14 protein-coding genes are annotated in these 13,599 nt (G+C 58.3%); 10 read left to right on the forward strand and 4 right to left on the reverse strand.

Annotation, left to right across the window (positions count from 1 at the left end; all coding sequences use genetic code 11):
- Position 1: 1 nt before the first annotated feature.
- The 5 genes from ACR0AU_RS04655 (at position 2) to ACR0AU_RS04675 (ending at position 6,265) form a co-directional block, all read left to right on the forward strand.
- Positions 2–1,786: a sodium:solute symporter family protein gene (locus ACR0AU_RS04655; protein ID WP_170393349.1), complete on the forward strand. Its 1,785-nt coding sequence runs from the start codon at positions 2–4 to the stop codon at positions 1,784–1,786.
- 107 nt (positions 1,787–1,893) lie between these two features.
- Complete coding sequence (locus tag ACR0AU_RS04660; RefSeq protein WP_170731946.1) at positions 1,894–3,717, forward strand: DUF294 nucleotidyltransferase-like domain-containing protein; 1,824 nt, start codon at positions 1,894–1,896, stop codon at positions 3,715–3,717.
- Positions 3,718–3,744: 27 nt separating this feature from the next.
- Entirely contained in the window at positions 3,745–4,263 is a 519-nt protein-coding gene (locus ACR0AU_RS04665; protein WP_170393351.1) for a hypothetical protein, read from the forward strand.
- Positions 4,264–4,265: 2 nt separating this feature from the next.
- Positions 4,266–5,678, forward strand: coding sequence for a 3'-5' exonuclease (locus tag ACR0AU_RS04670; protein ID WP_170421193.1), 1,413 nt, complete (start codon positions 4,266–4,268; stop codon positions 5,676–5,678).
- An 86-nt stretch (positions 5,679–5,764) separates the two neighbouring features.
- The gene (locus tag ACR0AU_RS04675) at positions 5,765–6,265 is read left to right on the forward strand and encodes a flavin reductase family protein (protein ID WP_170405186.1); all 501 of its coding nucleotides are present in this window, start codon (positions 5,765–5,767) and stop codon (positions 6,263–6,265) included.
- Here the strand turns inward: ACR0AU_RS04675 and ACR0AU_RS04680 are convergent.
- From ACR0AU_RS04680 to ACR0AU_RS04690, 3 genes are read right to left on the reverse strand one after another with little or no spacing between them, the layout of a single operon-like run.
- Positions 6,262–6,741: a DUF6505 family protein gene (locus tag ACR0AU_RS04680; protein ID WP_170405182.1), complete on the reverse strand. Its 480-nt coding sequence runs from the start codon at positions 6,739–6,741 to the stop codon at positions 6,262–6,264. The genes ACR0AU_RS04675 and ACR0AU_RS04680 overlap by 4 nt on opposite strands.
- Positions 6,738–7,436, reverse strand: coding sequence for a biotin/lipoate--protein ligase family protein (locus ACR0AU_RS04685; protein WP_170405178.1), 699 nt, complete (start codon positions 7,434–7,436; stop codon positions 6,738–6,740). Before ACR0AU_RS04685 ends, ACR0AU_RS04680 begins: the two co-directional genes overlap by 4 nt.
- On the reverse strand, positions 7,433–8,494 hold the full coding sequence (locus ACR0AU_RS04690) for an Mrp/NBP35 family ATP-binding protein (protein ID WP_170405176.1): 1,062 nt from the start codon (positions 8,492–8,494) through the stop codon (positions 7,433–7,435). The genes ACR0AU_RS04685 and ACR0AU_RS04690 overlap by 4 nt, the downstream gene beginning before the upstream one ends.
- A 132-nt stretch (positions 8,495–8,626) precedes the next feature.
- Here ACR0AU_RS04690 and ACR0AU_RS04695 point away from each other — a divergent pair, with 132 nt between their 5' ends.
- Positions 8,627–9,355 (forward strand): cytochrome c family protein, encoded by a 729-nt coding sequence (locus tag ACR0AU_RS04695; protein ID WP_170405173.1) that lies wholly within the window; start codon positions 8,627–8,629, stop codon positions 9,353–9,355.
- Here the strand turns inward: ACR0AU_RS04695 and ACR0AU_RS04700 are convergent.
- Positions 9,349–11,304, reverse strand: coding sequence for a 4Fe-4S binding protein (locus tag ACR0AU_RS04700; protein WP_480795399.1), 1,956 nt, complete (start codon positions 11,302–11,304; stop codon positions 9,349–9,351). The genes ACR0AU_RS04695 and ACR0AU_RS04700 overlap by 7 nt on opposite strands.
- A 250-nt stretch (positions 11,305–11,554) precedes the next feature.
- Between ACR0AU_RS04700 and ACR0AU_RS04705 the strand changes: the two genes are divergently transcribed.
- The 4 genes from ACR0AU_RS04705 to ACR0AU_RS04720 are packed head-to-tail and all read left to right on the forward strand — an operon-like array spanning position 11,555 to position 13,548.
- The gene (locus ACR0AU_RS04705) at positions 11,555–12,109 is read left to right on the forward strand and encodes a DUF3305 domain-containing protein (RefSeq protein WP_170510438.1); all 555 of its coding nucleotides are present in this window, start codon (positions 11,555–11,557) and stop codon (positions 12,107–12,109) included.
- Complete coding sequence (locus tag ACR0AU_RS04710; protein WP_170731937.1) at positions 12,106–12,687, forward strand: DUF3306 domain-containing protein; 582 nt, start codon at positions 12,106–12,108, stop codon at positions 12,685–12,687. The genes ACR0AU_RS04705 and ACR0AU_RS04710 overlap by 4 nt, the downstream gene beginning before the upstream one ends.
- Before the next feature lie 4 nt (positions 12,688–12,691).
- On the forward strand, positions 12,692–13,303 hold the full coding sequence (locus ACR0AU_RS04715) for a molecular chaperone TorD family protein (RefSeq protein ID WP_170393360.1): 612 nt from the start codon (positions 12,692–12,694) through the stop codon (positions 13,301–13,303).
- 56 nt (positions 13,304–13,359) lie between these two features.
- Complete coding sequence (locus ACR0AU_RS04720; RefSeq protein WP_170393361.1) at positions 13,360–13,548, forward strand: ubiquinol-cytochrome c reductase iron-sulfur subunit N-terminal domain-containing protein; 189 nt, start codon at positions 13,360–13,362, stop codon at positions 13,546–13,548.
- Positions 13,549–13,599: the final 51 nt, after the last annotated feature.

Here is a 13,599-nt window from a genome sequence, read left to right on the forward strand (position 1 = left end):
CATGGATCAGTTTACCATCAACCTGCTGTTTGTGGGCGCGTCTTTTGCGCTTTACATCGGCATCGCGATCTGGGCCCGTGCGGGTTCCACATCGGAATTCTATGCCGCCGGTCGCGGCGTTCACCCGGTCACCAACGGTATGGCGACAGCAGCGGACTGGATGTCTGCGGCCTCGTTCATCTCGATGGCGGGTCTGATTGCCTTTACCGGCTATGACAACTCGACCTTCCTGATGGGTTGGACCGGTGGCTACGTGCTGCTGGCTCTGCTGCTTGCTCCTTACCTGCGTAAGTTCGGCAAGTTCACCGTGTCGGAATTCATCGGCGACCGTTTCTACAGCCAGACCGCACGTATCGTGGCGGTTATCTGTCTGATCGTTGCGTCGGTGACCTACGTGATCGGTCAGATGACCGGTGTTGGCGTGGCCTTTGGCCGCTTCCTCGAAGTGTCCAACACTACAGGTCTGCTGATCGGCGCCGGCGTTGTGTTTGCCTACGCAGTGTTTGGTGGGATGAAGGGCGTGACCTACACTCAGGTCGCTCAGTACTGCGTGCTGATCACCGCTTATACCATCCCGGCCATCTTTATCTCGCTGCAGCTGACCGGCACGCCTGTTCCGGCGCTGGGTCTGTTTGGTGACACCGCCAGCGGTGAACCCCTGCTGACCAAGCTGGACGCCATCGTGACCGAGTTGGGCTTCAACGACTACACGGCCCACCACTCGAATACGCTTAACATGGTGCTGTTCACCCTGTCGCTGATGATCGGTACTGCGGGTCTGCCGCACGTCATCATGCGCTTCTTCACCGTTCCCAAAGTGTCTGACGCACGTTGGTCGGCAGGCTGGGCGCTGGTCTTCATCGCTCTGCTGTACCTGACGGCTCCTGCTGTTGGTGCAATGGCGCGCCTGAACATCACCGACATGATGTGGCCCAATGGTGGCATCGAAGGTGGCGCTGTTTCGGTTGAGGAAATCGACAATGATCCGCGTTACGACTGGATGGCCACTTGGCAGAAAACCGGTCTGCTGGATTGGGAAGACAAGAACGGCGACGGCAAGATCCAGTACTACAACGACAAATCCGAAGCGATGACTGCAATCGCCGAAGAAAAAGGCTGGGTCGGTAACGAGCTGACCAAGTTCAACCGCGACATCCTGGTTCTGGCCAATCCTGAGATTGCCAACTTGCCAGGTTGGGTGATTGGTCTGGTCGCTGCTGGTGGTCTTGCGGCTGCTCTGTCAACCGCTGCGGGCCTGCTGCTGGCGATCTCGTCGGCTGTGTCCCATGACCTTGTCAAAGGTGCAATCAACCCGTCGATCTCTGAAAAGGGTGAACTTCTGGCGGCACGGATTGCCATGGCTGTAGCCATCGTCGTTGCAACCTATCTGGGTCTCAACCCTCCGGGCTTTGCGGCACAAACCGTGGCCTTGGCCTTTGGTCTGGCAGCAGCCTCGATCTTCCCGGCGCTGATGATGGGGATCTTCTCGACCCGCATCAACAACACCGGCGCGGTTGCAGGTATGCTGGCTGGTCTGACCGTAACCCTGGTCTACATCTTCCTGCATAAGGGCTGGCTGTTCATTCCGGGCACCAACTCGTTCACCGATGCTGATCCGCTTCTGGGTCCGATCAAGTCGACCTCGTTCGGCGCCATCGGTGCGATGATCAACTTCGGCGTTGCCTACGTCGTTGCCGGTATGACCAAAGAGACTCCGCAGGAGATCAAAGATATGGTCGAAAGCATTCGCATTCCCCGTGGTGCGGGCGCAGCTCAGGATCACTGAGTGTGATGCGGTCGGCGGCTCTTGTCTTCGATCGCATCTTTCGACTTACTGTTCCCGCCCGGCACACCACCGGGCGGGATTTTTATTCGGAACTCCGGAGAGCGTAAATGCCCCTGTCCCATGACGAAATCACCCGGTTTCTGAAGTCTGTACACCCCTATGACTCGTTGCCCCATGATGCTTTGGACGATCTGGCCAAGCAGATCGAAGTGCGCGAAGTCGATGCCGATGGCAGCATTTACCAGTTGGGCAACGCTCTGCCCGGCGTCTTTGTGATCTATGAAGGACAGGTAGAAATTACCGATGAGAACGGCGCTGTCGTTTCGCATCTGGGATTGCGCAATTCTTTTGGTGAGCGCGGATTGCTGAAGGACGGCAAGGCCGCCACACATGCGCGCGCGCACACGCCGTCAGTGTTGATCGTGTTGCCGCCAGACCTTGTGAAAAACCTGATCGAAGGTCACGACGTGGTGTCCAAGTTCTTTAATCGTTCACGCGGTGGGCGGAGCGGACCGCAAAGCTTGGCTACCAGTGCAATTGACGTGCTGATGGCTCGTGACCCTGCCACCTGCCCGCCCGATACTCCGGTTCAAAACGCTGCGCAGATCATGCGCGACCGCCATATCTCATCGCTTTGCGTGACCGAAGGGGACAGATTGTTGGGTATCGCAACCCTCCGCGATATTTCCGGCAAATACGTCGCCGAGGCGATGCCCGCTGACACCGCGGTTTCGGCGATCATGACCGCCGATCCAATCATTCTTGCCCCGACAGATATCGGCTCGGACGTATTACACGTGATGATGGAACGTGGCATCGGTCATATTCCAATTTCCGAGGCCGGTAAGCTGGTCGGAATCGTAACCCAAACCGACCTCACCCGCTATCAGGCGGTCAATTCTGCCGAGTTGGTAGGACGAATTGCCCGCGCCGACAGCCCGCAAGAGATGGCTCAAGTCACCGCTGAGATACCACAACTGCTGGTCCAACTCGTCGCGGGTGGCAACCGGCACGAGATCGTTACACGGCTGATCACCGACATCGCAGACACTGCGACGCGGCGGTTGCTGGCACTGGCTGAGGCTGAACTGGGTGCGCCGCCAGTGCCCTACTTGTGGCTTGCTTGCGGCTCGCAAGGACGGCAGGAACAGACCGGAGTTTCTGATCAGGACAATTGCCTGATGCTAGATGACAGTGTGGCGGTCGGTGATATGGCCTACTTCGCTGCGCTGGCCAAATTCGTCTCAGACGGGCTGGATACCTGCGGTTATTTCTATTGCCCCGGTGACATGATGGCGACCAACCCTCGCTGGTGCCAGCCCGTGCGTGTCTGGCGCGAGTATTTCAATGGCTGGATCGCCAAACCCAACCCTGAGGCGCAAATGCTGGCCTCGGTGATGTTTGACCTGCGGCCCATCGGAGGGTCCTTCGATCTGTTCACCGACCTGCAGGCCGATACGCTGGCGGCAGCCAATGTGAATTCGATCTTTGTCGCGCATATGATTTCGAACTCACTGAAACACACGCCTCCTCTGGGCCTGCTGCGTGGATTCGCCACCATACGTTCGGGTGAGCATCGCAATACGCTCGACCTCAAGCATAATGGCGTGGTGCCTGTCGTGGATCTGGCACGCATCTACAGCCTGCAGGGACAATTAACCGAAGCGAACACCCGCGCCCGTCTTAGCGCCGCCGAGGCTGCGGGTGTGCTCAGCGCGTCTGGCGCACGCGATTTACTGGACGCATATGACCTGATCGCTGAGACCCGATTGGAACATCAAGTGCGTCTGGTCAAATCCGGGGATGCACCGGACAATTACCTGCCACCCGCTGAATTGTCGGACTTTGAGCGAAGTCATCTCCGCGATGCCTTTGTCGTGGTAAAAACCATGCAATCAGCGGTTGGCCATGGCAAAGGAATGCTGGGTTAAGAAACTGGAAATGAACGGAGAAATCACATGTTTCTGGAACTGATCGGCACGATTTTTGCAGGCTTTGCCTTTGCGGGTGTCGTGATGGTGGTGAACAAGCTGACCGGGGGCCGCTTGCCCAAATGGGCCGCGCCGGTTGCGGCAGGTGCGGGGATGATCGGTATGACGATTACCAGCGAGTATTCTTGGTATGACCGTACGCGCGACCAACTGCCCGACAGCCTCACCATCGTGCAGGAGGTGGAAAGCCGCGCCTTTTATCGCCCTTGGACGTACGCCGTGCCCTTTGTCGACCGTTTTGCTGCGATCGACGCCACATCGGTACGCACCAATGCCAATTTGCCGGACGAGCGTCTGGTCGATCTTTACTTTTTTGGTCGCTGGGCACCGGTCTCGAAGATGCCGGTCGCTGTAAACTGCGCCGAAAACAGCCGCGCCAACCTGGCAGACGGGGCCGAATTCGCCGATGACGGACGTTTGCTGAACGCCAGCTGGATCAAGATCGACGCTGAAGATCCGGTAATCGAGGCAACCTGCGGGGTCTGACTATGTTGAACCATCTGAGCCTGCGCCTGAGGGTGTTCCTGTTCTTCCTATTACTTGCGGCAGGAGGGCTGATCATCAGCACCCTGGCTTTGTGGGTCGGTTATCAGAGGGCAAGTGATCCCGCTCTTATGGATGCGTTCATCTTCGCAGAGATACTGATCGCGTTTGGAATGTTGGCGCTGGTTGCCGGAGTCTGGCTTCTTTTTGATGATAACGTTGCAAAACCAATCGAGCGGCTCTCGGCCCAACTCCGGGCGCGCGCACACGCCGGGGTCAGCACGGATCTGGACCTTCAGGCGGCGCGCTATTTGGGCGATCTGGCCCCCGCCGCCGCTGGACTGGCCGAACAACTGGCTGCCAACGCCATGACCACGGCTGAGGCCGTGGCTGCGGAAACGGCCCATCTGGCCTCGGAAAAACAGCGTCTCACCGCGCTCCTGACCGAGATTCCGGTTGCCATGCTTTTGGCCGGACCGAAGCATCAGATCGTACTATATGACGCACAGGCGGCTGAGGTTCTGGCACAGATCGCACATCCCCGGTTGAACGCGTCGCTGTTTGACTATCTCGAAGCGACGGGCCTGACGGATTCTTATGCGAAGCTGGTCAAGACCGGGAAAGACGTCCATTGCACACTGACCAGTGTCGATGGGCGGCAATCGTATTCAGCCCGTATGAAACCATTGGGCGATGCCCCCGGTTACATGCTGGTCTTCGATGACAGTGCCGCGCAAATCGATCCCGACGCGGCCCGCCCGCTGGTTTACGATTTCGAACTTCTCGACACACCCGGTGACGACGCGTTTGAAGATAGACCCCTGTTGGACCTCTGCTTCGTAGTCTTTGACACCGAAACCACGGGCCTGCTCCCGCATAAGGATGAGATCGTACAGATCGGTGCTGTGCGCGTCGTAAAGGGTAAAATCGTCGAAGGCGAACGGCTTGATACCCTGGTCGACCCCGGCATCCCGATCCCCCCAGCTTCAACCAAAGTGCATAAGGTCAGCGACCGGATGGTTCAGGGTGCGCCTGATATTGCCGAGGCCGGTCGCAGCTTTCACCAATTTGCCCGGGATGCCGTCATTGTTGCCCACAATGCACCATTCGACATGGCTTTCCTGCGCCGCCATGCCGAGCGTATGGGGGTGGAATGGAGCCACCCCATTCTGGATACGGTCCTGCTGTCGGCGGTGCTGTTCGGGGCAAGCGAAACGCATACGCTGGACGCTGTCTGCGAACGGCTTGGCATAACAATTCCCGAAGCCCTGCGTCACACGGCCTTGGGTGATGCCGTCGCGACCGCCGAAGTGCTGGTTCGGATGCTACCAATGCTTACGGCCCGTAATTTGGTGACCTTTGGCGACGTCATCACCGAGACTCGCAAACACGGACGGTTGCTTGAAGACCTGAACTGACCAGAAATTGCTACCACCACCGCAGCTTTCCGTAGACAATTCTGGCGTCGCGTGGCACCTGAGACAGGCCCATGTACGAGCGCGCGATGACTGAAAAGACCTTCATTCCCAGCCCCGAGCAAAGCCTTGCCTTTCGCGAGGCCCTGAGCTGTTTCGGCACCGGCGTCACCGTTGTGACCACAAATACCTCCGAGGGCCCTGCAGCAATCACGGTGAACTCATTTGCGTCTGTATCGCTGGACCCGCCGCTGGTCCTGTGGTGTCTTGATCGGGATTCGAACCGGTACGACGCGTTCCACAACTGCGAATATTACGCGATCCACGTAATGGCGCAGGACCAGCACGACCAAGCATTGCAATTCGCGCGAAACGGGTTCGATTTTTCCCATGCGGATTGGCAGGAGGATGACGCCGGGCGTCCCCGACTTGCGGAATGCCTCGCCCGCTTCGATTGCCGTCTTTCGGCCCGTCATGAGGCAGGTGACCACCTGATCCTTGTTGGTCATGTTGAACAGGTCATGCATCGCCCAGGTCAGGGGCTGATCTTCAAGCGCGGACAATTCGGCGGCTTCGCCGATCTGATCTAATCGTCCAGCGAGCCGTGGACGGCCAACGCTTCAAGTTGCGCCTCTTGCGGGGCGATCACGCGGAATGCCTCGTGCACGCCTGCACCCGTCAGCTCTCGGGCGACGGTCAGCAATGTGTTCGGGGCATGATCTTCGCACAGCTCGGACATATGCGAGATTTCGGCCTGCGCCACTTCTAACGCGGCTTCAACCGAAGGCGCGCCGTAGAATTGCACGAAATGCTCGGCCAGATATTGCGTGATCTGGTTAATCTCGGCCTGCTCGACCCGCGTAACGGCAACAAATGTAACGCGCCCGAAGGTTTCAAGCCCCAGCCATCCATTGGCAAAGGCCTGACGCGCCTTACCTTCCAGATCAGCCTCACTCCAGTTCGAAAACTCGAATCCGCCCGAGATGCACCATTCACCGGTTCTTGCGGGTGAATGAAACACGTTCATATCGCTTTCATCAAAATGGATAGCACGGGCGAGTTTCATCTGGCGGTCTCCAATAATTCTGTCAGCGGGCGTATATGTGTGTCCGCGCCGTCGCGGATCAGCATACCGAAGCGCTCATCGGTGCCCAGAAAGACACCCCCTTCTCCAATAGGTTCTCCGACACCGCGCAGCAGCCCCATCCACTCAGCGTGAAGCGGCGCGTTACCGTCCTCGTTCCAGCGGTTCAACCAGGTCAACATGTGACGCGACCAGCTCTCGACCAACTGCGTCGCAGAAACCTCGGCGCATCCTTCATCATAGAGCGAGGTAACATCCGGTGTTTCCCCCGGTGCATCGCTGGTTTGAAGCAAGGCCAGTTCCCAACCAACGATCAGCCAATCGGGAACCTCATCCACCTCGGCAGACGAGGCTGAGACTTTTATTGTCCCACATTTTGCACCGTTTACACAGATCAGCCCATCCCAACCAAAGTGCACCGCGACCTCGGGCGGGGCCAGCGCGCCCAGCGCATTCTGGAACCCAACAACACAAAGCGGCAGCATCGCCATAGCATCCTGCAACGGAACCTCGGGCGCGAATACAATCGCAACGCGCAGACGATCCGCCTGAATATTGTGGACCACAGTTCCCGCGTCACAGCCCAGCGCTGCCATCGCCTGGGCACGCTCGAACGGGTCTTCGCCAGCCTTGGCAGGTTGCCCTTTGAGCAATGGGGGAAAGACCGGCTGGGTCACGCGTTGCCCTTGGCAATCATGTCGCGGGCGATCTTGCGGAAGGCTTCGGCTTGCGGGCTGTCAGGTTTGCTGACAACGATGGGGGCACCCCCGTCGGCGGCAACTCGGATATCCAGATGCAGCGGAATTTCCCCTAGCAATGGCACGCCCAGCGCCTCGGCTTCTGAGGCAACACCGCCATGGCCAAAGACATGTTCTTCGTGTCCGCAATTCGAGCAAATATGCGTCGACATATTTTCGATCATCCCAACAATGGGCGTCTTGAGCTGGTTGAACATATCGATCCCCTTGCGGGCGTCGATCAAAGCAACATCCTGTGGGGTTGAGACGACAATGGCTCCATCCACCTGAAACTTTTGGCTCAGCGTCAGTTGCACATCGCCGGTTCCGGGGGGCAGATCAACGATCAACACATCCAATGCGCCCCATTGCACCTGACTCATCATCTGCTGCAAGGCGCCCATCAGCATGGGGCCACGCCAGACAACCGCCTGCCCTTCGTTGGTCATTAACCCCATCGACATCATGGTGACACCGTGATTGCGCAGCGGTAGGATCGTCTTGCCATCTGGGCTGGCCGGTCGCCCCGACACGCCCAGCATCCGGGGTTGTGAAGGGCCATATACGTCTGCGTCCAACAGGCCTACGCGACGGCCTTCAGCTGCCAGCGCGCAGGCAAGGTTGGCCGACACGGTGGACTTGCCCACGCCACCCTTGCCCGACGCAACCGCGATGATCCGGTCCACACCGGGAACGGCCTGCGGTCCGGTTTGTGAGGGCTTGGGCTTGGGCTTCAAATCAGGCGGCGCTTTGTCCGAATGCGCGGTCAACATTGCCGAGACCTTGGAAACACCATCAACCATCTGCGCCGCCTGTTCGGCTGTGGCTCGTACGGGCTCCATCTTCTCGGCCTGTTTGGGATCGATCTCCAGCACAAACCGAACGGTATCGCCTTCAACATTCAATGCACGCACGATACCCGCGCTCACAATATCCTGACCAGAAACCGGATCGGTAATCTTCTTCAAGTTTGCTAGAACTGCATCACGGATGCTCATGCCGTCTTCCCCTTGATCCGCCCCGCGCTGGGCGCCTTGCGTATCGACAGAATATAGTCGCCGCTCATTGCATGTGTCTCCGTCTCATTTTGTACATTTGACGCATCGGGTCAGCCACCGTTAGGCTTAACCATGCGCTTTGTCCTGTTGTGCCTGAGCCTGACGCTCACCGCCACCCCCTCTTGGTCGCAAGAGGCATTGGGCCTTGCCGCCCCGGATGAGGTGACAAACTCAGGTCTTTTGCAACATATTCTTCCGCGCTTTTCTCTCAAGACCGGAATACGTGTTGTTGCGGATGAAAGCGGCGTCATGTCACTGGCCCCAAGTTCGCCCGGCGATCCGGTCTTTGCCCGTGACGGGGTGGTCTATCATCTAAGAATCGACGACAGCGCCAAGCAGGTAAGGTTTCGTGAATGGCTACTTTCCGACATTGGCAGACGGACGGTTGAAAACTTCATCCCCGACGAGGGCACGCCCTTTAGCGCAAGTTTCGAAACTGCCACTGTTACCAAAGAGGTCGTGGTCGACGGAAACGCGCTGCTTGGCGAAGATCTGTCGATGACCCATTGTGGCCGGTGCCACGTAATTGGCCCAAAGAATCGGATGAACGGGCTGGGTTCGACCCCGTCTTTCGCAGTGCTGCGCGCAATGCCCGACTGGTCGGAACGGTTTCAGGCGTTCTTTGCCCTGAACCCACACCCAGCTTTCACGCAGATCGAGGGCGTCACCGAACCTTTCCCGCCCGAGCGTCCCTCGCCGATCCATCCGGTCGAGATGAGCCTGGATGACCTCGAAGCAATTCTGGCTTTCGTGACCGCCATGCGCGCCGCCGATCTGGGCGCGCCACTGCAACTTCAGTGATCCTTGCGCTTTGAAAGGTAATCATCCGTTGTGACAACCCGTGGCCTGGGGGCGGATTGAAATGGATTGTCAGCGCTATGGAACTGGGCGTTCACCCGGCAATTGTCGCACATCTGGATCATCCGCGCCTGATCCGAGGTCGCGAACATCGGATGTGTGCCCGACAACTTTTCCATGATCCGCTCAACCGTTGATTTAACGCCAAACGCTGCGCCGCATTCGACGCATTCAAAGGGTTCCTCTTCATTCAGCACCTGTTGTGACAGCGCTTGGTCGCTCAGATCAAGCTGGGGCACTAGTGTGATCGCCTGTTCTGGGCAGATCGTTCGGCAAATCCCGCATTGCAGGCAGGCGTCCTGCTGGAAATTCAACTGCGGCTTGTCCGGGTTATCGATCAGCGCCCCCGATGGGCAAAGGGACACGCAACTCAGGCACAATGTACAGGTGTCGGTATTCACTGCAATCGCGCCATAAGGCGCGCCCTCGGGCAGGGCCAGCGGCACCTCGACCTCCGGGTTCAAAGCTTGCGCCGCCAGACGCGCTATTTGACGACGATTACCCAGTGGAAGCACCGGATCAGCCAATGGCTGCGGAACATTCTGCGCATAAAGCAGATCTGCCAGCGCATCCGGGTCGGTTTCATCAATCAGACTCAGCGCGTCGTGCACTGCGATAGCCCGAGCCAGCTCTAATTCACGATCAAGCGCGTCCCGTTCGGTCTTGGGGCTAATGAGGATATCGGCGCGCGCAAAGCCATGCGCCAGCGCTGCGAGCATCTCGGCATGTCCAAAGCCCGAAACCACGTTCAGCTCCAGCGGAATGACATCCGCTGGCAGTCCTCGTCCAAACCGGGCCGCCATCTGGATCATCTGCGCCCCATGGGCGTCGTGCACTAGTAATCGCGGTGCAACGCCGCCCGCGCGCCGGAAGGTCCGAGCCAGTATGTGCATCCGCGACAATACCGCCGAGACCGGAGGGTCTTCATATGTGATAGCAGTCGACGGGCACAACGCCGAACACTCACCGCACCCGGCGCAAATCATCGGATCAATGGCTACATGATCGCCAGCCGGTGTGATCGCACCGGTCGGGCAGACGTCCAGACAGTTTGAACACCCCGTTTGTTCCGCTCGCGAATGGGCGCAAAGCGTCTCATCCAATCGGACATAGAGCGGTTTTTCAAAAGTCCCGACCAGTTGCACCGCTTCAAAAGCAAGACGCGCGACGGCCACCGCATCGCGGGGATCAGCGCGCAAGTACCCCTCGCGCTTTTCGGGGGCATTAACCAAAGGTGTTGCTCCGGTCAGATCAACAACAATGTCGCAACGCGACGTTGCACCGTCACGGGGTGTGCTCCAACCAAATTCTCCGCGTCCGCCGGGCTCTAGTTGCTGCACCTGATCCAGATGCCAAACAAATCCGCCCAGCGCGCCGGCCAGTCTGCGTATTCGTGCGCGCGCAACGTCATAGTTGCGGCTTAGCGGTTCTGCATCGTCAACCAAAAGCACAGTCACGGCCAACACAGCGGACAGCTGTTCGGCCAACGGAAAGACAACCTCTCCGGGCCCGACAATACAGCAGGTGCCTTCACTGATGACATCGAAACTGGGGGTCACTGGCTGAGGCAGTAATGCCTCAGCCGCGAGCGCAGCCATTTTGGGGGTCGCATCGGTCCCCTGTTCGGACCAGCCAGCTCGGTCGCGCAGATCGACAAATCCGGGCGCTTCAACACCCAGTTCCTCGGCAAGCTCGCTAAAAACTGCACTTTCCTGAGCGCAGGCAAACACCACCTGCTCATCGCCCGTCATCAACTCGGCGGCAGTTTGAATCTGGTGCGTACAAAGGGCGGTATGCACCTTCGAGCACTCCGTATCGCAGGCTGCAGAAATACCATCTGCGTTCAGGGACTGCGTCCCCTCGCAATCACACAATATGAGCTTGCTGGCCATTTCCCCTCCCGACGCTGCGTTCTGCCCCATCAGCAGCTTAGACCCAATCCGCGCCGAGGCAATGCGAAGCATCAGAGAAAATCCCGATATGTGCATTATTTTTCATCACAAATCGCCATCAAAACCTGAAGTTGGAAATAAACTCTAAGTGAATGTCTCATATTAGGCGAAACTAGACTTGGCAGGTCGCCAATTTATGTAACATAGTACATCAATGGAAGGCAGGGGAGAGCCTTCCGGGGAGGAGCCAGTGGCCAAGGCCGCAAGCCGGACTGAAATGACAATTGGCGTCGTCGTGCGCAGAACACCCGGGGTGACACGCTGGGCGCGTTGGAACTGGCGAGCGGTCGCTGTTTTGCCAGGTGCAGGGCCTGCCGACTGGCAAGAGTTGCGACGTGAAGGTGAGGCCATCGAATACCATGCAGCCACCCTGCCCCTCACCCTCTGGGCCGATGAAACCGAAGCCTACATGGTCAACCTGTCGGACGGTCAACCTTCGCTGTACCTGGTTTTGCGGGATGAGCTGAAAGGCGAAACACCCCTGAATGCCGTATTGATCACCGCCTCACCGTTCGAGGGTCAGGATTATGCGGATACCGGCGAAGAGATCGTTGAGAAGATTCCGATGACCGAAGGGTTGATTGCATGGCTCCGCGATTTCACCCTGCAGCATCATCAGGACGAGGTGTTCATAAAACGTAAACGGGACAAGAAACGCACCGATCTGGTGGAAGACGGCAAGGGCGATGCACGAATCCGGCAGGATTCAGATGTCTACCGGGCTCCGCGTCGGGTGCTGCAATGACCCAGACCCGCGATTTCTGGTCCCTCCGCAAGGCCGCCGTTCAGGCCGAGACCGAAGCAGAAGCTCTGGCCGCAGAGGAACAGATCATCACAACGCGGCAAGCTGAGCTGGAGGAAAAAAGCGACGCTGAAATTCTGGCCGAGTTTGATCTGCCCGATCCCGATACACTGGAAGCCGGCGATGATGTCTCGGGCTTCATGGCCAAAGCTGTACCTGACCGTCTGCGCCGCCGCGCCTTGCGGCGCCTATGGCGGTTGAATCCTGTTCTGGCCAATGTCGACGGGCTGGTCGATTACGGCGAGGATTATACCGATGCGGCCTGCGTGATTGAGAACATCCAGACCGCGTATCAGGTTGGCAAGGGTATGTTGGCGCATGTCGAAGCGCTCGCTGCCGAGGCAGAAGTGTCCGAAGCAGAAACAGAAGCTGACATGCCCGAGGCGATCGAGTCAGGTGAAGAACCGATCAACGCCGTCGAACCAGAACCGGAAGCCCCACAGATGGTTGAAATGGAAGAGCCAGAGGAAATCGAACTCACCCCTGCTCCACGCCGTATGAAATTCGAATTCGAAGGATAACTCTATGACCGCAGACAACGCGCAAACATTGGATATCTCAACTGAGGATCGTCTGCGTGCGGATTTCTATAATTTTCTTGGCCTGCTATTGGCCGGTCCACCCGATCAGTTGCTTTTGGATCAGATGGCCGGGCTAAGCGGTGATGACTCGGATCTAGGTCAGGCCATTCAGGCAATGGCACGGGTGGCCAAGGTGACCAAGCCTGCCGCCGCAGAGCGCGAATTCAACGCACTTTTCATCGGATTGGGCCGAGGCGAACTGCTGCCTTATGCCTCTTTCTACCTGACGGGATTTCTGAACGAAAAACCCCTGGCGCAGCTGCGCAATGACATGGCCGCGCGGGGCATCACCCGGGCGCAGAATGTATATGAACCCGAAGACAACATCGCCTCGCTAATGGAAATGATGGCGGGCATGATCGTCGGTCGGTTCGGCGCGCCCGCCACGCTGGAAGATCAAAAGGCGTTCTGGAGCAAACATATTGGGCCCTGGGCCGCGCATTTCTATTCGGATTTGGAAGGTGCCGAGAACTCGGTTCTCTACGCCTCGGTCGGCACGGCTGGTCGGGTGTTCATGGAGATCGAACGTGAAGCCTTTCGAATGACGGCGGCCTAGCCCGCCACTCGCCGGTGCCTTTAGGCACCAAACCGCAATTGGGACAGGAGGAGCCCATGAGCAAGACCAAGGAAGAAGGCGCAACCCGCCGCGACTTCCTGAAACTGGCCGGAACCGCAGCGCCCGCTGCTGTAGCCGCCGCCAGCCTGTCTGGGAAAGCCGAAGCAGCCGAACTGCCGACGGACGAAACCCGGATGCAGGACACCGCGCATACGCGCGCATACCTCGACAGCGCCCGGTTCTGACCCGGACGTAGTCATACCCGACAGACGGTTGCGATTGGCCCTGACGTCGGT

The organism is Ruegeria sp. CG1, from assembly GCF_056537265.1.